The organism is Psychrobacter sp. Cmf 22.2, from assembly GCF_001921745.1.
Classification (GTDB): domain Bacteria; phylum Pseudomonadota; class Gammaproteobacteria; order Pseudomonadales; family Moraxellaceae; genus Psychrobacter.
Genome location: NZ_MRYA01000001.1, coordinates 170,137 through 188,346, shown reverse-complemented (window position 1 = coordinate 188,346; position 18,210 = coordinate 170,137). Strand labels below are relative to the sequence as shown.

The following is an 18,210-nucleotide window of genomic DNA, read 5'->3' as shown; positions in this document are numbered from 1 at the left end:
GCAAAAGACGCAAAAAATAAATACCGCCATAAAGACGGTATATTTTATGCTACTTCATAACAAAAAAGAACTGCTTACTGCCTTAATTAGCCGCACAGCTCTTAAGCAATTTTTGTAAAAACTCATCACAGCGCGCAATCTCACCAAGCTCAACATACTCATCAGCTTTATGCGCTTGCTCAATACTGCCAGGGCCACAAATAATCGTTGGAATACCAGCATTGGTAAATTGCCCGCCTTCAGTTGCATAAGCGACTTTATGACGCTGGTCGTCTTCGGTGAGTGCAGCTATCAACGCCTGTAGCTCAGCGCTATCATTGTCGGTCATGGCTGGTACGGCCTCCATTTGCCGCAGCTCAATACCAGTATCGGCAGCGCGTGCTTGCATTTGTGCACTGAGCTCCGCAGCTTTCGCTTGAATCGGTGCGAGAATCTCGTCTTGTGTCATATGCGGCAGATTACGATAATCAAAGGTGAATTCACACAAATTTGGGACTATGTTGGTCGCTGTACCGCCCTGTATTGTACCCACAGAGAGCGTCGAATAAGGCACATCAAACAGTGCATCATTATCGTTGCGATGACTGATTTGTTCCGCTAAGGTATCAACATAATCGATTAGACGACTGGCATAGCTGATGGCATTGACGCCCTGTTTGGTCAATGATGAATGCGCAGACTTGCCATGGACGCGGCAGCGATAAACAGCAATACCTTTATGTGCCACAACCATCGTCATATTGGTCGGCTCACCAACGATACAATAATCCGGTGTGATACCACGTGCCTGTAAATCTGCCAGCATCAAGGGAGCGCCCAAGCAGCCAACCTCTTCATCAAATGACAGGGCTAAATGTAGCGGACGATGCAACTGGCCACTTTTAGACAGTTTTGCTGCCTGTGGCAATAAGGTCAACGCACAAGCAATAAAGCCCTTCATATCACAAGCGCCGCGCCCGTATAGCTTATCACCACGAATGGCCGCGGTGAATGGCTCTGATGCCCAGTCTTGACCATCAACTGGCACTACATCAGTATGACCAGACAATACAAGGCCGTGGTTCACTTCATCAGCATTGGCTCCTGCTGGCACAGTGACAAATAAATTGGCTTTATTCCTAGCCTCATTAAAGGTCAAATCCACCGTTAAGCCTAATTGCTCACAATAAGCTTGTACATCGTCGATCAACGCTAAATTGGAATGGCGACTGACCGTATCAAAACCTATCAGACGCGCTAGCCAATCGATGCTTTGCGCAGGATACGTCACATGAGACAAGGTTTGGTCGTCATCGTCGCTACTATTCTTTATAGTCATAAAACATCCTTATTACGATATAAAATAAACAAGCATTAGCCTTTTTGGAGCGCGCGTCGTTGTAACGCTTTTACTTTGTCATCCAAACCGGCAACTGGGCCATCTACTGGTATGTTCGGAGCCACTTCCTGAATCGATAAGGTATTGATAGGAGAGGAGGATTCGACACCCATCTCATCCATCCATTCGCTCAATTGTTTCGATGAGCTAACGTAAACAATACGCCCCAATCCTGCCCAAGCATGAGCCGCTGAGCACATGGTGCAGTGCTCACCTGAGGTATAGACTACCGCTTTCGCACGCGCATCAGGGTTCATGTTTTGGGCCGCCCATTTTGCAACGGCAATCTCAGGATGATAAGTCGCATCGACTGTATTGGCACGGTTACGATCTTCATGCAACACACGGCCCTCGTCATCGACTAATACACTACCAAATGGCTCATCGCCCGCTTTTACCGCTTCAGCAGCAAGCTCAATGCAGCGGTGCAAATGTTGCATGTCACTGTCCGTTATCATTATAGTCTCCCTTTATTATCTTACGGCAAATCACCATTCCTATGCCACTTAACATTATAGCGAATCACTTACGACGGATTGTTTTGGTTCATGACATTGAGCACAGGCGGCATAGGCTTTGGCAGTTTACCTTCTGCTTGCAGCTCTTTTGTCGTTTTAGCATCTATAGCTAAGCCCGAGATCAATGCCAACTCTTTAACAGGTTTGCGTTTACGAGTGGCAAAGCTTACAGGTATCATACGCGCAAACTCATAAATATAAAGGTAGGACTCTTCACCACCCTCATACTCTTCATCTTCTTCTAGACGTATAGCCCCAATTTTAGCCAAATCTGAGAGCATCTCATTTTCTTCAGCCGTCAGACCACAATCAGTAATCCCAAAACCTGTCATAAAACCGTTTGCCCACTGTTTCAAGGCAATGACACGTTCGTATAAACTGTGTTCATCATCAGGTACTAATGGCATATATGCATAGGCATCATCTTTATCTTTTAGCTGAAATACCGTATCTTCGCCCTCTTCTGCCAATAAAGTTAGCGCAGCGTCTGGCAATGGTGCAAAACTCAGCTCTGCAAGGACAGTCGCCCATTCTTGCTCATTTGGGGCGTTGCAAGCCGTCATCAAACCAGTCATTAAGCCGTGTAGCTCACTAATACTGACATCAGTCCAATCTTCAATGGTATTTGACCAAGTATTCCAGCCTGAGATATTGTCATTCATAACAATTGTCCTATTTATTAGTTAGTACTTATTAATTTAATATAGCTGTAATTTCTTACTATTTATAAGATTACAGCCAATAAAAGCAAAAAACGAGCACAATACGTGCAATTACTTTGTTGATATAGATATTATGCGGTCACCTATGGCATTATTAAACGTAACGAAGAAAATTCCTCCACGCATCACTTGTTAAGGATAAAAACTGACTATGTATGATCAACTCAAAAACTTAGAAAAAATGATACTCGATATAAAAAAGCAGTATCAGCTCGTCAGTAGCGAACTTAGCAGCCTCAAACAAAAGCCAAATAGTGACCCTAAAGAATTAGCAGCGCTCAAAACGCAGCTAAATAGCTTTAAATCTGAAAATGACAATGCCAAAAAACAGTTGGGCGACCTTGATAAACGCTATCAAAGCCTAGCTGAAGCACATCATATGATTGGCGAAGAACAGGACCAATTGCATAAACAGATAAATGATTTGCAGCGTAAGAATAATGAGCTACAACAGCACAACAAGGAACTTCAGCAACAAAATAGCGATATCAAAAAACAAAACCATGACTTACAAGAAAAAAACCAGCTCGCTGCCGAACGTACGCAGGTCGTACTAAAACGGTTGACGCGTATTGATCAAATGGAAGGCTAAGTATACTTTGCATACATGCTTTAATTAAATGATACTGCGGTGCGTCATGTATTAATGATGTCCGCGCTAATGATACTATATTAACGACGTTAACTTGTGGGATCCTTTATGACTGATAACAATAGCAACGCCACTCAAAAAGACAAACAGCAACCTCAGCAGAACCAAAATGAAGAAACAAATAACCGTGCTGACAATGCAAACTTGACTTCTAACAATTCAGCTTCTAGTAGCTCTGTCTCTAATACAAGCGAAAAACCTGCGATATCTGAACCACAAATGAAAAAAGTAGACATCGTCATCGCTGGGGTAACCTATCAGATTTATTGCCCAGCAGATGAAGAAGCAGAGTTACGCTCAGCGGTATATTATATCAATGACTTCTTGCTCAACATCAAAAAAGACGCACCGAATTTGAGTCAAGAGAACTTACTAGTGTTATGCTGCTTGAACCTTTATGAAAAAATCCACGCGCATAAAAAGACAGATGACGAGACGGCACAAGCGTCTAAACAAGCTGAGGCATTACTCAGCAAAATAATGAAAGATGCACAGTCTATTTTGTAAGTCCATAAATGACAGGCTACCCTCCTGGCTGATAACGCTTACCGGAATGAAAGTCTGCTTGATGCTCATAGTTGCAAAAAAATAGCTCTTTATTGGCTACAGTATGGCTATCACTAGCTGTAGCTAAGTTGGGCGAGCTTTCAAGAACGCCGCGATATTCGGCTAAACTGTGCCCACAAAAGTCGCAATTGCGCGGTGTAGTCACATCGCCTTCTTTAGGCATCATGCTTTTGGGCGCTCGGGGGTACATGAACTTATAAAACCCCCACATTGAGACCCAAATAAGAATGATGATAATAATAGCAGCCGCCACGGTCATGCTCCTTAGATCAATAGTTTGTGTACTATAGCAATAGGTACGTTATAAAGTGTACTGTAAATCAGGCTATAAGCACAATCATTGCTCTGTCTGTTTACTGTCAAATTCATTATTATTAAGCGCAAGATCACCTTTAAAAATATCTTCTAATAGATCATAAAAAAACTGACTATAATAAGTCAGTTTTTTTATTCTCAGTACACTATTTTGCAAAAACAACTTAAGAGAGCTTAAACAACAGGGTTACAATTGCAACTCACTGATATCAGCAACCGTTAAGAATAGCGCTCGTACTTGCTTTAGCAATGCTAAGCGGTTGTTCTTCAATGCCGCATCTTCACTATTAACCATCACATTATCAAAGAACTGTGTCAACGGTTCATCTAAACTGGTCAACGTTTGCAATACTTGTGTGTAATTAGCCTGTTCTAGCAATGGTTTTACAGCCGTTTGCGCTTGCTGAACCGCCTGATACAAGTCTTGCTCAGCAGCTTCAGTTAGCAATCCTTCATCTACTTTATCAGCGACCGTCACTTCTGACTTGGCTAAAATATTGGCAACACGTTTGTTTGAATCAGCCAACATTGAGGCTTGAGGCAACTCACTAAACGCTTGTACCGCGCGAATACGCTGATCAAAATCCAGCGGCATATGCGGATTGATCGCTTGCACCGCCTGAATAGTATCGACGCTGACACCCTGCTCAGTATACATCGCTCGATAACGCGAATTTAAAAACGCCATCACTTGGGTGAAGGTATCGCCCATCTTAGCGATTTTGCTGCCATCGCTTGTGCTGTAGCCTTTAATCGCTTGCTCAACCAAAGCCACCAAATTAATCGGTAGCTGTTTTTCAATTAAAATACGCAAAATACCAATAGCAGAGCGGCGCAGGCTAAACGGATCTTTTGAGCCTGTTGGGACTTGGTCTATCGCAAAAATACCAACGAGCGTATCCAAGCGATCGGCCAGTGCTAAGCAAATACCAATCGGCGTCTGCGGTAATACGTCACCACTAAATTTGGGCAGATACTGCTCTTCCAAACTTGCAGCAACGGCAGCAGGTTCGCCATTTAAGCGCGCATAATAAGTCCCAGCGATACCTTGCAACTCAGGATACTCACCAACCAGTGAGCTTGCCAGATCCGCTTTTGCCAACATCGCCGCACGTACCGTTTCCTCGATATCAATTTTCGCGCCTTGTTGCTGCATAAGTGCGGCAATAAACGCGGCAAGCTTGGCAATACGCTCAGACTTCACCCAAATTGTACCGAGTTGATCTTGGAATACACGTGTTTTTAAGCTTTCAGTCAGCGCAAACAATGGCTGCTTTTGATCTTGTAAAAAGAAAAACTCAGCATCAGCCAGGCGCGGACGCACAACTTTCTCATTACCCTCAATGATTTGATTGGGGTCTTTTGATTCGATGTTGGTAATAAAGATAAAGTACGGTTGCAGCTTACCTGTCTTATCGGTCAAGCAAAAATACTTTTGATCTGCTTGCATGGTGGAGATCAGTGCCTCTTGTGGCACTTGTAAAAAGCGCGGCTCAAAGCTTGCACGTAATGCAATAGGATAATCAACCAACGCCGTCACTTCATCAAGCAAGTCTTGTGGCACGATGGCATCGGCATTGACTTCATCTGCTAATGCTTTGACTTGGTTTTTGATGAGCATTTGACGTTTGTCAAAATCAGCGACAACTTTCAAGCCGTCTAACAACTGCTCATAATCATTGGCATGAGCAATGGTATGATAATCAGGACTATGGAAGCGATGACCGCGGGTTTGACTGCTGGTTTGATGCCCCTGAATTGTCGCATCAATGACAGCATCATCTTGCATCAATACCGCCCATTGTACCGGACGGACGAATTCATCACGGCTTGCACCTGAACGCATACGCTTCGCAATCGGTAGGTTATCAAGCGCGGTTTGAAATATATTAGGTAGCAGCTCCGTGGTCGCTTGACCATGAATGGTCTGCTCATAGCCGACATAATCACCTTTATCGGTGTTAATGGTCGTAAGCTCGCTGGCTTTAATGCCCAAACCCTTGGCAAATCCCATTGCGGCACGCGTCGGATTACCATCGGCATCAAATGCGGCTTTAATCGCTGGGCCACGCTTTTGCTCAGTGCGGTCAGGTTGCTTATCTGCAATCCCCTCAATCTTTATTGCTAAACGGCGCGGTGCGGCAAAAGCTTTGATGCTATCAAAATTAATGCCTGCTTCATTTAATTGTTCAGTAACACTCGCTTGCAGGGCATCACGTAGCGGTTTTAGGCTTTTTGGAGGCAGCTCTTCACACCCCAATTCAAATAAAATAGTACTCATGGGATGCTCCTATTTATTATTAGTCGTTTGATGACTGTCGTTTGATTGGTTTTTATTTAACTCTTCAGTTTCAGTTGCCGTTTCATCCTTTGGCAAATACTTATCTAAAGCTGCTTGGCGATGGTCGTCATCTGCCAATGGGAAGCCAAGCTTGGCTCGTGCTTCGACATAACTGACAGCCACTTTACGCGCTAAGGTACGCACACGTAGGATAAAACGCTGACGTTCAGTCACTGAAATAGCACCACGCGCATCAAGCAAATTAAAAGCATGCGAGGCTTTTAACACCATCTCATAGGCTGGTAGTGGCAAACCTTCTGCAACCAGCTTATCTGCCTGCTCTTCATAAAAGTCAAAAAACTCGCCCATCTTCGGTACATCAGCGTGCTCAAAGTTATAGGTAGACTGCTCAACTTCATTTTGATGAAAGACATCGCCATAAGTAACACGGCCAAATTCACCATCTGCCCAAACCAAGTCATAGACGCTATCGACACCTTGTACATACATCGCTAAACGCTCAAGACCATAAGTAATCTCGCCAGTGACTGGGAAGCACTCAATGCCGCCAACTTGCTGAAAATAAGTGAACTGCGTCACTTCCATACCGTTGAGCCAAATCTCCCAACCAAGACCCCATGCACCGAGCGTAGGTGACTCCCAATTGTCCTCAACGAAACGCACGTCGTGCACCAATGGATCAATACCAATGGCTCTTAATGAGTCTAAATACAACTCTTGTATATTGGGTGGGTTGGGCTTAAGCACTACCTGAAACTGATAGTAATGCTGCAAACGGTTGGGGTTATCACCGTAACGACCATCGGTAGGGCGGCGTGAAGGCTGGACATAAGCGGCGTTCCAGCGCTCAGGACCTAACGAACGCAAAAAAGTCGCGGTATGAAAGGTACCAGCGCCAACTTCCATATCATAGGGCTGCAATACCACGCAGCCTTTGTCAGCCCAATAATTCTGTAAGGTTAATATTAAGTCTTGAAAAGTCATCGGTTGAGAATTCATAAGAAGATCACTATGGAATTAGGAGTGTTAGACCGAACCTGATAAACATTTATGCTCATCGTTCGTGTAGCGCATCCTGCTACATATCTATTTGCCTGCTCACCTTACTAAAAAACGGATATTTTATCCATATTTACAGCAACTAAATTTATCTTACTAGTAAGTTGTGTCAAAAAATAGGAGGATATCTAGTCAATCACAAGCTTCATAATCATTATATGATATAAAACCATACAACAAAAAAATACCCAGATGAGTTAACATCTGGGCAGGAGGAAAATTGTATCGCTGCTATCCTGTTATGGTCAGGCTTTTTGTGGGCTGCTTCGTATCAGCTGATATTTTTTATAGTTGTTGATCTTGCGTTATTAAACTTAATGCTAATATTGTTGTTAAAACTATACTACTGGTAAGACTGATTGGAAGCCTTAGGCATAACAATCCATAAAACGATATATATTAAAATACCCGGTACTGCTGCGCTCAAAGTGGAGATTATTACAAATAGAAGGCGTACCCATGTTGGCGACCAGCCTACATATTCTGCAATACCGCCCATCACACCAGCAATCATACGGCTGTTTTGTGAACGATGTAATTTTGCTAGTTTACCCAAAACTTATACCTCTTCTTCATTTATTTCTGATTAACATTGTTATTATAAAATACTATAATCTGGACAATTATTAGAAATTTAGATCGTTATTAATTCGACTTTTAAAAAATATTCTAATAATTTTTGTTTACACGTTTCTTATTCTTTTTAACTTGAAATGATTATAGCAATAATTTGCCTATTATCTGTTAGTAGTATAGGTATGATTTGTGAATTTATGCTACTTAAACTTGCTCTAATCTGTCGCGAACTACTTCTAACTACCTGATTTTAAAAGATTATTTCAAAATGTTTCATAATAAAGTTTGTTGCGCTTTTCTTTCTCTTATTCTACTGGCAGTTTGCTTTGATAACCCTTATTTAAAACGATAGTCAGTTAACCCTGAATAATCCTACAATTTGATGTATTAAAACATTTAAATAGACTCACAGAAACCAAGCAGTAGTTTACAATAAGGTACCTGTATCAAAGTAAAAAGGTTTATATAGTTTATGCTCAATAAAGTTCTATGCCACATAACACATGATAAATACCCAATAAAAAATTTGATAAGTCGCTTTTAAAAAAATTTTTAGGAAATAATATGTATGATAATGGCTTGATGATTGGACACTTTGAACCGCTACACCTAGGGCAGATGCGCAGTATTTTGGATGCTGCAGGACAAGCAAAATCCTTACACATCATCATTACCGCTCACCCGTCACCGCACCCAGATTTTACTATTACGCTACAAGACAAAGCGCGTTGGCTCCAGATGGCTTGTGCAGATTTGCCATTTATTCACATTCATACCACTCATGAGATTGAGCTACCACTACATGACAGCTTCGATGATATGACAATCGATATACCTGCTAGCAATGCCAAACTACAACGTGTAATTGAGGCGCTAGACTTGCCGGTAGAGGCCGTTTTATTCGTCGCGGATAATCATCTATTGGCGCAGAGCGACATTCAAGAGCAATTACTGATCAAAGTGGCGACTACCCCGCTTCAGCCTGAATTTGACTCTTATGCTATCGCTCATGATCCAATAGCGCATTGGTCAGCGATTCATCCACAAGCGCGCGGTGATTATACAAAGACGGTCGCTATCGTCGGCGGTGAAAGCTCAGGAAAAACAACCTTAGTTCATAAACTTGCTAACTATTATGGAGCAAGTTTTGCACTAGAGATGGGACGCTTGTATGTCGGCACGGACTTAGGCGGCAGTGAGATTGGTCTACAATATAGTGATTACGGACCTATTGCGCTTGATCATGCGCAGGCCATCCGAGATGCTGCTGCTGTGGCAACTGCCCCTGTCACTATTGTTGATACAGATTTTGTGACCACACAAGCATTTTGTGAAGAGTATGAAGGACGTACCCATCCCTTTGTCAGTGCCTGTATTGATGAGTTTCGCTTAGACCATACCATTATGCTGGATAACAACACGCCATGGGTTGATGATGGCATGCGCTCTTTGGGTACGCCTGAAGCGCGTGGACGTTTTGAGCAGCGCCTCGTCGATATTTTTGCACGTCACAATATAGCGCCGCATTTGATCGACGAACCTGATTATGACACCCGCTATCAGCAAGCGTTAATCATTATCGATCAATATATTTATGGCAAAAACCATGATTAATGTGTTTAAAAATACCAAATTTATAATAAATTGCTTTTGTCAGTATTCTGCTGATACTAATATTTTTTAGGAAAAGAAGTTATGCGCATTCAGCTATTGGACAACATTACCGGAAAGTGGGCCATGCAATGGATTGTCATCTGGTTCATTTGCGGCGTTATCGCGTTATCGATAGGTTTTTGGCTCACTACAGAACATACGACACTTGATATATTTTATTTGGGTGTCTCTTTTGTCGGTTTGGTCTGTGTAGTATCACTATCTTTCCGCAAAAACGTGATGGGTAATGGCCTTGGTATGGCGGCGACCGCTGGCGAGGTAGTAGTACAAGCAACGTCTGGTGCAGTAGGTTTAATGCTGGCACCTTTATTTAACTTTTTTACCCATGTTTATGGATTATTTTATTGGTCCAAGCATACTGATCTTGATGGTGATATGGTACCTAAGTCAGCCAGTAAATGGGTTTGGCTTATCACTGCTACGTTTATTGCCGTTGGTTTAGCACTATTCCCAACGGTCAATGATATTCTTGCCAGCTATGGCTATGCTGTTGTAGAAGACGATAACAGCAAGTTCTTAGGGATAATTTCTTTCTTTTGGATTAACGTTTTAGCCTTCGTGCTGTCTATTACAGCACAAGCAGCTATGATTCTGCGCTATTCATTTAATTGGTGGCTTTGGATTATCGTCAACTTTGTCTGGTTGATAGTAAACTTAATGTCTGGCAACTATATCTTTGCCATTCAAACGATGGTTTATCAAGTTAACGCCTTCATCGGCTTGTACGAGTGGCATCGTAGTGAGCAAACTTCCTTAGAAGTCTAGGTTAACAAAAATATTTGATAGAAAATAAATCTGCTAAAATAAGCTCTTATGACTGTATGGTCTAGCTGATAATATGGTAGATAATCGTAAATAGTGCTACAACTAGTGGTTCAGCTTAGCCTTAAATACTAAAAGAGCTTAAACACTAACAAGGAGGTTAGTATGTCGCGTATCAATCGTACAGGTATGTCCAAGCGTACACTTGAGCAATGGCTGAGTGAGTATTCCGTCAGCCATCAAAACTTAATCAATAAAAAGATCCATTGGCTTTGCGTTCCTACTATCTTCGTTAGTCTGTTAGGAATGGGAATGTCGCTATCGGTCTGGTTTACATTGGTACTTAGCGCCTTAGTATTATTGTTTTATATGCGCTTATCTACCCCGTTATTTATGGCGATGGGAATTTTTATTCTTATTTGTCTATCAGTGATGACTTTATTACCATGGGGCTTTAAGGTTTGGGCAGGTGTTTTCATCGTTGCTTGGATTGGACAGTTTATCGGTCACAAAATCGAAGGCAAAAAACCATCGTTTTTTGAAGATTTACAGTTTTTATTAATTGGTCCAGCTTGGGTAGCTAATAGCCTTATGAAACGTGATTAGCAATCAGATAGCGGTTATTATAGTATTGATTGGTTATCAATCATTCTCATAAAATCTGGAGCGTGTCCCTATAAAACAATTACAATGCTACTGGGGTAAATTTTGTGCAGTCTCTGTCTGCGTAGGCACAGCAAGGAAAATCTATACCAGCCAAAAAAAGCGCCACCCAACTAATAGTCGGGTGACGCTTTTTTATTTCTGCTTCGAGCTTCAAGCACATGGCTTATTTGACATGTGTTCGATAGACCAAGCTATTTGATAATATTCTATTGACCAAATACTTTCATACGCTCTTCAACAGGCTTGAACTCTTTATCGCCTGCTGGCTGCTCGATAGCACCGAATACCATCTGTGCATTCAATTCCCAGTCATCAGCGATATTCCAAGTATCGGCAACTTGCTGATCGATTACTGGATTATAATGTTGCAAGTTTGCACCAACATCGATGCTCGCCAATGCGGTCCAAATCACATACTGATGCATGGCGTTGGTTTGGTGTGCCCAAATCGGGAATTTGTCCGCATATAAAGGAGCCGCTTCTTGCATGTTTCTGACCACGCCTTTGTCTTCAAAGAACAATATCGTACCAGCTCCAGCTTTAAAGCCTCCTATTTTATCTTTCGTACCTTGGAACTTCTCATCATCACCAACGATAACCTTCAAGGTCTCTTCAGTGATATCCCAAAGCTTTTGATGATCATCACCGAATAGCACAACAATACGCGTCGATTGCGAGTTAAATGATGATGGCGTGTGCAAAATAGCATGCTCAACCAAGTTGACAATTTCATCATTAGATACGGGTAAATGATTGCTCAACGCATAGATAGAACGACGTTTTTCAACCAATTGTTGTAGATCTTTTAGGTCTGACATAGATTTTCTCCAAATTATAGATAGATGTGAAAATGTAGAATTAAGTAAGGTCAATCAGTAGTTTTAACCATACTACTCAATAATTTATTTATTATAAGATAGTACAGAAACTATCCACAAACTTCTTTTGTAAAAAAACTTAATAATAAATAATTACTGAAAAGATACATTAATAAATAAGCATTTGCTAATTACCCCTGAAAGCCTTCAGGTAATACTGGTGCTTCTAGACGCTTCATATCAGAATCTACATCACCAAATCGTTCATGACCATTGTTCCAGTCAATAATTGATTGCTCAATCTCAGCTTTGTTGTCTGCGACAAAGTTCCACCATAGTAGCACTTGGTTATTCAGAGGCTCACCACCGATGAACATCACGCGCGTACCTTTTTTAGCGACAAGCTTCATGCTTTTGTTATTGCCGACATCGGTATCATGAAAGCGCAGTAGCTGATCTTGCGGACAGACTTTGCCCTCAGACTCAATCTCCCCTTCTGTGACTAAGATACCGTATTCGAAACTTGGCTCCAAGTTGAGCGTGACTTCACCGTCTTCAATGAAATAGGCATCGATACCGACCATTTTAGAGTACTGTATCGTAGGCGCTTCGTAGCGCTTCCCTGTTACGCTGGTATAGCTACCCGTCGTCAGTATCATCTCCACACTATTCTCGCGCCACGTTGGTAGCTCTGGATAATGATGGAAACCTGGCTCAATCTCTTGATCAGTAGGCAATGCAATCCACAACTGTACCATGCTCAGCGCGTGTGCCGCATCTGGCGAACCGCCTGTATCTGGAAAGACACTTTGCTCAGTATGGCTGATGCCGCGATTAAGGCCTGTGCCCGCAGTCATGACGTTGACTTGTTTTTTGGTAATAACTTGCTCGTTACCCAAACTGTCTTTGTGTAGCACTTCGCCATTTAACATCCAGCTAAAGGTCTGCAAATTAGTATGCGGATGACGGCCGACTTGCATACCTGATTCATCTTCACCAAATTCAGCAGGACCTGCGTGATCTAAAAAGCACCATGGTCCAATAGGCTTTTTACCTTTGTTCGGTAAAAGACGGGCAATTGGAATACCGCCAACATCGGCTAAACGTGGTTCTAGGATATCGATACTCATGGTTCAGCTCTCCTTACTTGTTTTTTATGACTGTACTCTATGATAATAAAGCTCATGTAAAACTACATAGGTACTTCCATTAGTAGTACTTTAGCGTCTTCTTCTACATCCATTGTGAAGTTCTTAGTATCCCAAACACCAAGGCCATCACGAGTATCTAGAGTGTTACCGTTTACCGTTACTTTACCGCTGATGACGAATATATAGACACCGTTATCGGCATCGTTTAGCTGATAGGTCTGAGTGACGCCTTTGTCAAAATCACCCATGCTAAACCAAGCATTTTGATGAATCCACACGCCAGCATCGTCAGCATTTGGTGACAGCACTTGATTAAACTCATTTGGTTGCATGAAGTCATCCATGCGTACTTGCTGATAACGAGGCTCTACATTCATTTTATTCGGGATAACCCAAATCTGTAAAAACTTAACCGCTTCTTCATTGTCAGCATTCATCTCACTGTGTGTGATACCAGTACCAGCTGACATGACTTGAATTTCACCTGTTTCAATGATGCCATTGTTGCCAATGTTATCGCCATGACCGAGCTTACCAGATAATGGAACACTGATAATTTCCATATCGCGGTGTGAGTGCTTACCAAAACCTTGACCACCGATTACGAAGTCATCATTAATTACGCGTAGTGCACCAAAGCCCATACGCTCTGGGTTGTGATAATTTGCAAAGCTAAAGGTATGACGGCTTTTGAGCCAGCTATGGTCTGCATCGCCACGAGAGTCTGCTGCATGATAGATAGTTTTCATAATTTATCCTTATTAATCGATGAGTTAAACAAGTTTGAAAAACTATGGTTAATGAACTTGTCTAAACAATGGTGTTATTGTAATTGTTGTTATAGAAGAGATAAACATGGTAAACAGCAAATGACTATTCTTATTTTTAGAACAATACCCAAGTAATATAAAGCTAACAGAACGTTAACCATTAACTGTTAGCATGTTGAAGCTACGGTTTAAAGCACAACTTACTATTAATGTTCTATCATTTATAATAAAAGGAAACATACTATGTCTGACAAACAAACATTAGACTATGACGTTATCAATAACACAGATAAGAAGCGTTTTGAGATTCATCTCGATGATCAAATGGCCCTCGAAGACTATGAATTTTTTACCACCAGTCAAGGTGAAAAAGGTATTGAGTATAAGCATACCGAAGTGCCTAAGTCATTAGGCGGTCAAGGTATCGCAGGGTATCTAGTCAAATATATCTTAGATGATGCAGCAGCTAAAGGTCTACGTGTTAAGCCAACTTGTCCTTATGTGAAGTCTTATATCGACAAGCATTCTGAGTATCAAGATAACTCTGTCTTTCATAACGCTACGCCGTAACTCACATTTTGAACAACGTGTTTTAAAAACAAAAAAACGCCCTGCTAAAAAGCATAGCGTTTTTGATTTAACAATAAACCATTAATTTTTTTAGAAACTTTTATTTTTAATGGTTTGCTCATTAAAAATTAGACCGTAGTGATTTAATAGCCCTACTTTAACAAATAATAAATCAATAAAGCGATTTAAAAATACAGAAAGTCTTAACCGATATTTTGTAAAAATTCTTTATCTCTAGCCAAAAATGACAGATAGAGCACCGGCAGCACAAACAAACCCACTGCCCAATAGCTCAACTTAACATACAGAATAGCGCCTAATAACGCACCAATCACAAAGCTTATAACCAGTGCTGAGCTATGCCCTAGCTTTTTGGCATTTTCAGACGTTCTATTTGATAAGTAGTCCGATAGACCTATTCCTAACTGCGTGGTATTACCTGTCATCAGTACCGTTGGACTCATATGCTTGATGACTGTTTTGCTTGCAGTATTACGAATCGCTAAAGCCGTTAAACCTAAGCCACCAGTTACTGCAACGGTAATACCACCTGCATCAATAAAGGGTTGAAAAGACAAGCCTGCAATCATAAATGCGGTCAAGAATGCCGCTTCAGCCAAGAATAAATGACTCAGTATCAGCTGCTGTTTTTTGCTTTTATCTATGTATATCTTCGTTACTACTACCGTCAAAATAAACAATGGTACAGATGCAAGCTTAATCCATAGCCCATCTTCGCCTTTCACTAAGCCGCTACCTGCTAGTACTAAGTTGCCAGTCACATGAGCAGTAAAAAACCCAAATAAGGTAATAAAACCAATGGTATCAATAGCGCCACCAACCACCGTCAATAACACAGGCGCTTGATAACGTTGCCAAAAGCTTGGTGAATTATTATTTTGGGCGCCACTTTTATCGTTATTAGATGCAGTGTTATGCACTGGCATTTCCGGCAAACACGACAAACTTGCGATTAATTGTTTCTTTGCGCAGGCTTCCGATGATTAGGGCTATATTCGTCGATGTGTTCATAATGATGAAGACCTCTTCTTTACCATACGTTAATTGATTTGACAGTGTTTAGCTTGGCGTTGCTTAGTGTAACGTTCTTGTTCTAGGTGCATGATCTTTATCGACTGAGTAAGCGCCTGGACCATGAGCAAATATCATCAGAAAACCACCGGCCATTGCGATGTTTTTCATAAATGGGTTCATTTGTGATTCATCATTCCAAAATTGATGGAAAAGAAGTGCAGAAACGATGTTGAAACCGACAAACAGCAATGATATTAAACGTGCTTTAAAGCCAATTAGAATAGCAATACCGCCTAATAGCTCAAGTGCAATCACTAATGGCAGTAGAATACTTGGTACGCCTACAGACTCCATATAGCCAGCTGTGGCAGCGTAACCTGTAATCTTGCTAAACCCCGAAAAAATAAAAATCATTGATATGAATAGGCGACCAATAGGAGCACTCAAATCTTGTAACTTATCCATCAATACTCTCCATAAATTTATAAATACATATTTACGAATGTAGATATATTTGGTCTTTTTCTTTTGATTGTTCAGTAAGCTTATTGTATGTGTTGATTAGATTTAGATAAACAGCACTAATTACAAATGTCTGTTCTCATTTAGAGAACAATTAATAATTAAAAAATTACTTAAGCGGAGTTTATTTATAGACGTATTTATAACACCTCAAAAAGTACAAAAAATAACGGAAATACACATTTTTTGATACTGTTTGGCATCAGACACAGTCTTTTTTTGCTAAACTTATCAATTCAATGCGTAAGCTACGCTTAATAAGCACGCTTCCAAATAAAATCAGTCTTTGAACTGATGATTAAAAAAGGTGGTATATTCGCTCGACACTGTACTTGCCTATACGTACTTACTTAAATAAAAAGGATGACTTATAATGACTTTAAAATCTATCAAACAAGCGAATCGTGCTATGACTTTTGCAGCCATCAGTGCGCTTGGTATGCTTAGCACTTTGGGTCATGCAGCGACTTACGAGCTTGATCCCAAACATACCGCAGTACGCTTTTTTGTCGATCACTTTGGCACTACGACCAACAGCGGCGGCTTTCATAATCTATCGGGTACTCTTGAGTACGCACCTGAAGAGCAAAAAGGCTTTATAGGTATTACTATCCCTATGGGCAGCTTAAGCACAGGCCTCAAAGTCTTTGATGGGCATCTAAAGTCTGCTGACTTTTTCAATGTAAAAGAATATCCAACGGCTTATTTTAAATCTACTGAATGGCAGTTTGATGGCAATAAAGTTAAGGCCGTCAAAGGTGACTTAACCTTACTTGATGAGACTCATCCTGTGACTTTAACAGCCACTAAATTTAACTGCTACGATAGTCCTTTGTTAGAAGCAGAAGCTTGTGGTGGTGATTTTGAAACCACTATCGACAGAACCAAATGGGGTATCGATACCTATACAGACGGCGGTATGATGAAAGATGTCAAGCTGGTCATTCAGGTAGAAGGCAGTAAACAAGCAGATCTTAAGTAAGTAGACCTTAAACAACAATGGCTCGTCCACTTAAGACAATCTGTACTACAATGAAGCTGGGGTTTTTAACCCAGCTTTTTTTATTTTATAAAAGTGTTCATGGGAGTTTTATGCAGTCAATCTCATAAAGCGATGAGTTAGGATAATAATAGGACAGCTAAAATGGGGCAGCTAGAAGATATGGCAATGTTTGTACGCATTGTCGAAGCCGGTAGTATTACTAAAGCCGCTGAGCAATTAGATATTGCCAAGTCGGCCGTAAGTAGGCGACTAAAAGATTTAGAGTCTCGCTTGGGCAATCAATTGATAAGTCGGACCACACGGCAGTCTAACTTGACCGAGGCTGGTGAGCATTATTATCGACAGGCGAACAATATACTCAGTGAAGTGGACGCACTTAATGAGCAGACCAGTGGAGCGCCCACACGTATTGAAGGCACGCTCAAGATGACAGCGCCCCTGTCATTTGGGCTTATGCATCTAAATGATGTGATCGATGAGTACGCCAATCAACATCCCAATCTAAGCTTTGATTTAGATTTTTCTGATCGGCATGTGGACTTAATTGAAGAAGGTTTTGAGCTAGCCATTCGTATTAGAGAGCTACAAGACTCCAGCTATCAGGCAAAGCGTTTAGCGCTGATTCGCTATGCGCTCTGTGCCAGTCCTGAGTATTTAGAAAAGATGGGAGCACCTAAAACGCTCGAAGACTTAGCAGAACATGAATTTTTGCAGTATGGCCTTAGTAAAACAAGCAATCTAGAGCTTACTGATGCGCAAGGAAAAAAGCATAACTATACAATAAATGCAAAAATCAAAGCGACCAATGGTGAGTTTTTAGTAGATTTGGCAGTGAAAGATCATGGCATTATTTTTATACCAACCTTTATTGCTTACCAAAGATTGGCCAAAGGTGAGCTAGTACCTATTCTCAAGCAATATCAGTTGCCCACCCTTAACGCCTATGCGGTATATCCAAAAAACCGCTTTTTATCACAGCGCTGCCGTTATTTGATTGATTTTATTGCAGAGCGTTTTGGTGACCATCCTTATTGGGATGAATTCTGATAAACATATCTTGTAGCGATCAAGTCATGGTTACCGCTTCCATATCCTTCTTTACGGATAGATATTTCATTTACCTATTTCGAAGTTGGTGACATGGCGGCAG

General features: G+C 41.2%; 20 protein-coding genes. 8 read left to right on the top strand and 12 right to left on the bottom strand.

Annotated elements, in window-relative coordinates; genetic code table 11:
• Positions 1-82 precede the first annotated feature (82 nt).
• The 3 genes from argE to BTV98_RS00805 form a co-directional block, all read right to left on the bottom strand.
• Complete coding sequence (gene argE / locus BTV98_RS00815) at positions 83-1,318, bottom strand: acetylornithine deacetylase (protein WP_058369405.1); 1,236 nt, start codon at positions 1,316-1,318, stop codon at positions 83-85.
• A 35-nt stretch (positions 1,319-1,353) separates the two neighbouring features.
• Positions 1,354-1,836 (bottom strand): nucleoside deaminase, encoded by a 483-nt coding sequence (locus BTV98_RS00810; RefSeq protein WP_075102727.1) that lies wholly within the window; start codon positions 1,834-1,836, stop codon positions 1,354-1,356.
• A 68-nt stretch (positions 1,837-1,904) separates the two neighbouring features.
• Complete coding sequence (locus tag BTV98_RS00805) at positions 1,905-2,558, bottom strand: UPF0149 family protein (RefSeq protein WP_075102726.1); 654 nt, start codon at positions 2,556-2,558, stop codon at positions 1,905-1,907.
• A 211-nt stretch (positions 2,559-2,769) separates the two neighbouring features.
• Between BTV98_RS00805 and BTV98_RS00800 the strand changes: the two genes are divergently transcribed.
• Both BTV98_RS00800 and BTV98_RS00795 read left to right on the top strand, forming a co-directional pair.
• Positions 2,770-3,210 carry a hypothetical protein gene (locus tag BTV98_RS00800; RefSeq protein ID WP_058369408.1) on the top strand — a complete coding sequence of 147 codons (441 nt, stop codon included), beginning with the start codon at positions 2,770-2,772 and terminating at the stop codon, positions 3,208-3,210.
• 108 nt (positions 3,211-3,318) lie between these two features.
• Positions 3,319-3,777, top strand: a complete 459-nt coding sequence (locus BTV98_RS00795; RefSeq protein ID WP_058369409.1) for a cell division protein ZapA — start codon at positions 3,319-3,321, stop codon at positions 3,775-3,777.
• A gap of 16 nt (positions 3,778-3,793) precedes the next feature.
• Here BTV98_RS00795 and BTV98_RS00790 read toward each other — a convergent pair whose 3' ends face one another.
• From BTV98_RS00790 to BTV98_RS00775, 4 genes are all read right to left on the bottom strand, one after another.
• On the bottom strand, positions 3,794-4,048 hold the full coding sequence (locus tag BTV98_RS00790) for a hypothetical protein (protein ID WP_058369413.1): 255 nt from the start codon (positions 4,046-4,048) through the stop codon (positions 3,794-3,796).
• Between the two features lie 291 nt (positions 4,049-4,339).
• Entirely contained in the window at positions 4,340-6,433 is a 2,094-nt protein-coding gene (gene glyS, locus BTV98_RS00785; protein WP_058369414.1) for a glycine--tRNA ligase subunit beta, read from the bottom strand.
• 9 nt (positions 6,434-6,442) lie between these two features.
• Positions 6,443-7,438 (bottom strand): glycine--tRNA ligase subunit alpha, encoded by a 996-nt coding sequence (glyQ, locus tag BTV98_RS00780; RefSeq protein WP_058369415.1) that lies wholly within the window; start codon positions 7,436-7,438, stop codon positions 6,443-6,445.
• A gap of 418 nt (positions 7,439-7,856) precedes the next feature.
• On the bottom strand, positions 7,857-8,069 hold the full coding sequence (locus tag BTV98_RS00775) for a PspC domain-containing protein (RefSeq protein WP_058369416.1): 213 nt from the start codon (positions 8,067-8,069) through the stop codon (positions 7,857-7,859).
• Positions 8,070-8,653: 584 nt separating this feature from the next.
• Here BTV98_RS00775 and nadR point away from each other — a divergent pair.
• The 3 genes from nadR to BTV98_RS00760 all read left to right on the top strand — a co-directional run bounded on the left by nadR (position 8,654) and on the right by BTV98_RS00760 (position 11,131).
• Positions 8,654-9,703, top strand: coding sequence for a multifunctional transcriptional regulator/nicotinamide-nucleotide adenylyltransferase/ribosylnicotinamide kinase NadR (gene nadR, locus BTV98_RS00770; RefSeq protein WP_058369417.1), 1,050 nt, complete (start codon positions 8,654-8,656; stop codon positions 9,701-9,703).
• 81 nt (positions 9,704-9,784) lie between these two features.
• Positions 9,785-10,528: a nicotinamide riboside transporter PnuC gene (gene pnuC / locus BTV98_RS00765; RefSeq protein ID WP_058369418.1), complete on the top strand. Its 744-nt coding sequence runs from the start codon at positions 9,785-9,787 to the stop codon at positions 10,526-10,528.
• Between the two features lie 162 nt (positions 10,529-10,690).
• On the top strand, positions 10,691-11,131 hold the full coding sequence (locus BTV98_RS00760) for a DUF962 domain-containing protein (RefSeq protein ID WP_058369419.1): 441 nt from the start codon (positions 10,691-10,693) through the stop codon (positions 11,129-11,131).
• Between the two features lie 266 nt (positions 11,132-11,397).
• Here BTV98_RS00760 and BTV98_RS00755 read toward each other — a convergent pair whose 3' ends face one another.
• The 3 genes from BTV98_RS00755 to BTV98_RS00745 all read right to left on the bottom strand — a co-directional run bounded on the left by BTV98_RS00755 (position 11,398) and on the right by BTV98_RS00745 (position 13,909).
• On the bottom strand, positions 11,398-12,009 hold the full coding sequence (locus BTV98_RS00755; RefSeq protein WP_058369910.1) for a nitroreductase family protein: 612 nt from the start codon (positions 12,007-12,009) through the stop codon (positions 11,398-11,400).
• Positions 12,010-12,200: 191 nt separating this feature from the next.
• Complete coding sequence (locus tag BTV98_RS00750) at positions 12,201-13,139, bottom strand: pirin family protein (protein ID WP_075102725.1); 939 nt, start codon at positions 13,137-13,139, stop codon at positions 12,201-12,203.
• A 62-nt stretch (positions 13,140-13,201) separates the two neighbouring features.
• The gene (locus BTV98_RS00745) at positions 13,202-13,909 is read right to left on the bottom strand and encodes a pirin family protein (protein ID WP_058369908.1); all 708 of its coding nucleotides are present in this window, start codon (positions 13,907-13,909) and stop codon (positions 13,202-13,204) included.
• Positions 13,910-14,173: 264 nt separating this feature from the next.
• On the opposite strand from BTV98_RS00745, the gene BTV98_RS00740 reads away from it, so the two are divergent.
• Positions 14,174-14,500 carry a GNAT family N-acetyltransferase gene (locus tag BTV98_RS00740; protein WP_058369907.1) on the top strand — a complete coding sequence of 109 codons (327 nt, stop codon included), beginning with the start codon at positions 14,174-14,176 and terminating at the stop codon, positions 14,498-14,500.
• Positions 14,501-14,703: 203 nt separating this feature from the next.
• Here the strand turns inward: BTV98_RS00740 and BTV98_RS00735 are convergent, their stop codons facing one another.
• Together BTV98_RS00735 and BTV98_RS00730 are read right to left on the bottom strand one after the other, a co-directional pair.
• Positions 14,704-15,357 carry a YoaK family protein gene (locus BTV98_RS00735; RefSeq protein WP_058369912.1) on the bottom strand — a complete coding sequence of 218 codons (654 nt, stop codon included), beginning with the start codon at positions 15,355-15,357 and terminating at the stop codon, positions 14,704-14,706.
• Between the two features lie 238 nt (positions 15,358-15,595).
• Complete coding sequence (locus BTV98_RS00730; RefSeq protein WP_058369906.1) at positions 15,596-16,000, bottom strand: DoxX family protein; 405 nt, start codon at positions 15,998-16,000, stop codon at positions 15,596-15,598.
• A 430-nt stretch (positions 16,001-16,430) separates the two neighbouring features.
• Here BTV98_RS00730 and BTV98_RS00725 point away from each other — a divergent pair, with 430 nt between their 5' ends.
• Both BTV98_RS00725 and BTV98_RS00720 read left to right on the top strand, forming a co-directional pair.
• Positions 16,431-17,039: a YceI family protein gene (locus tag BTV98_RS00725; RefSeq protein ID WP_256713806.1), complete on the top strand. Its 609-nt coding sequence runs from the start codon at positions 16,431-16,433 to the stop codon at positions 17,037-17,039.
• Positions 17,040-17,201: 162 nt separating this feature from the next.
• Complete coding sequence (locus BTV98_RS00720; protein WP_058368981.1) at positions 17,202-18,107, top strand: LysR family transcriptional regulator; 906 nt, start codon at positions 17,202-17,204, stop codon at positions 18,105-18,107.
• The last annotated feature ends 103 nt before the right edge of the window (positions 18,108-18,210 follow it).

What these genes read in the sequence shown, in the direction of transcription:
- argE (WP_058369405.1), bottom strand. Translation starts at nt 1,318, where the DNA reads ATGACTATAAAGAATAGTAGCGACGATGACGACCAAACCTTGTCTCAT.
- BTV98_RS00810 (WP_075102727.1), bottom strand. Translation starts at nt 1,836, where the DNA reads ATGATAACGGACAGTGACATGCAACATTTGCACCGCTGCATTGAGCTT.
- BTV98_RS00805 (WP_075102726.1), bottom strand. Translation starts at nt 2,558, where the DNA reads ATGAATGACAATATCTCAGGCTGGAATACTTGGTCAAATACCATTGAA.
- BTV98_RS00800 (WP_058369408.1), top strand. Translation starts at nt 2,770, where the DNA reads ATGTATGATCAACTCAAAAACTTAGAAAAAATGATACTCGATATAAAA.
- BTV98_RS00795 (WP_058369409.1), top strand. Translation starts at nt 3,319, where the DNA reads ATGACTGATAACAATAGCAACGCCACTCAAAAAGACAAACAGCAACCT.
- BTV98_RS00790 (WP_058369413.1), bottom strand. Translation starts at nt 4,048, where the DNA reads ATGTGGGGGTTTTATAAGTTCATGTACCCCCGAGCGCCCAAAAGCATG.
- glyS (WP_058369414.1), bottom strand. Translation starts at nt 6,433, where the DNA reads ATGAGTACTATTTTATTTGAATTGGGGTGTGAAGAGCTGCCTCCAAAA.
- glyQ (WP_058369415.1), bottom strand. Translation starts at nt 7,438, where the DNA reads ATGACTTTTCAAGACTTAATATTAACCTTACAGAATTATTGGGCTGAC.
- nadR (WP_058369417.1), top strand. Translation starts at nt 8,654, where the DNA reads ATGTATGATAATGGCTTGATGATTGGACACTTTGAACCGCTACACCTA.
- pnuC (WP_058369418.1), top strand. Translation starts at nt 9,785, where the DNA reads ATGCGCATTCAGCTATTGGACAACATTACCGGAAAGTGGGCCATGCAA.
- BTV98_RS00760 (WP_058369419.1), top strand. Translation starts at nt 10,691, where the DNA reads ATGTCGCGTATCAATCGTACAGGTATGTCCAAGCGTACACTTGAGCAA.
- BTV98_RS00755 (WP_058369910.1), bottom strand. Translation starts at nt 12,009, where the DNA reads ATGTCAGACCTAAAAGATCTACAACAATTGGTTGAAAAACGTCGTTCT.
- BTV98_RS00750 (WP_075102725.1), bottom strand. Translation starts at nt 13,139, where the DNA reads ATGAGTATCGATATCCTAGAACCACGTTTAGCCGATGTTGGCGGTATT.
- BTV98_RS00745 (WP_058369908.1), bottom strand. Translation starts at nt 13,909, where the DNA reads ATGAAAACTATCTATCATGCAGCAGACTCTCGTGGCGATGCAGACCAT.
- BTV98_RS00740 (WP_058369907.1), top strand. Translation starts at nt 14,174, where the DNA reads ATGTCTGACAAACAAACATTAGACTATGACGTTATCAATAACACAGAT.
- BTV98_RS00730 (WP_058369906.1), bottom strand. Translation starts at nt 16,000, where the DNA reads ATGGATAAGTTACAAGATTTGAGTGCTCCTATTGGTCGCCTATTCATA.
- BTV98_RS00725 (WP_256713806.1), top strand. Translation starts at nt 16,431, where the DNA reads ATGACTTTAAAATCTATCAAACAAGCGAATCGTGCTATGACTTTTGCA.
- BTV98_RS00720 (WP_058368981.1), top strand. Translation starts at nt 17,202, where the DNA reads ATGGGGCAGCTAGAAGATATGGCAATGTTTGTACGCATTGTCGAAGCC.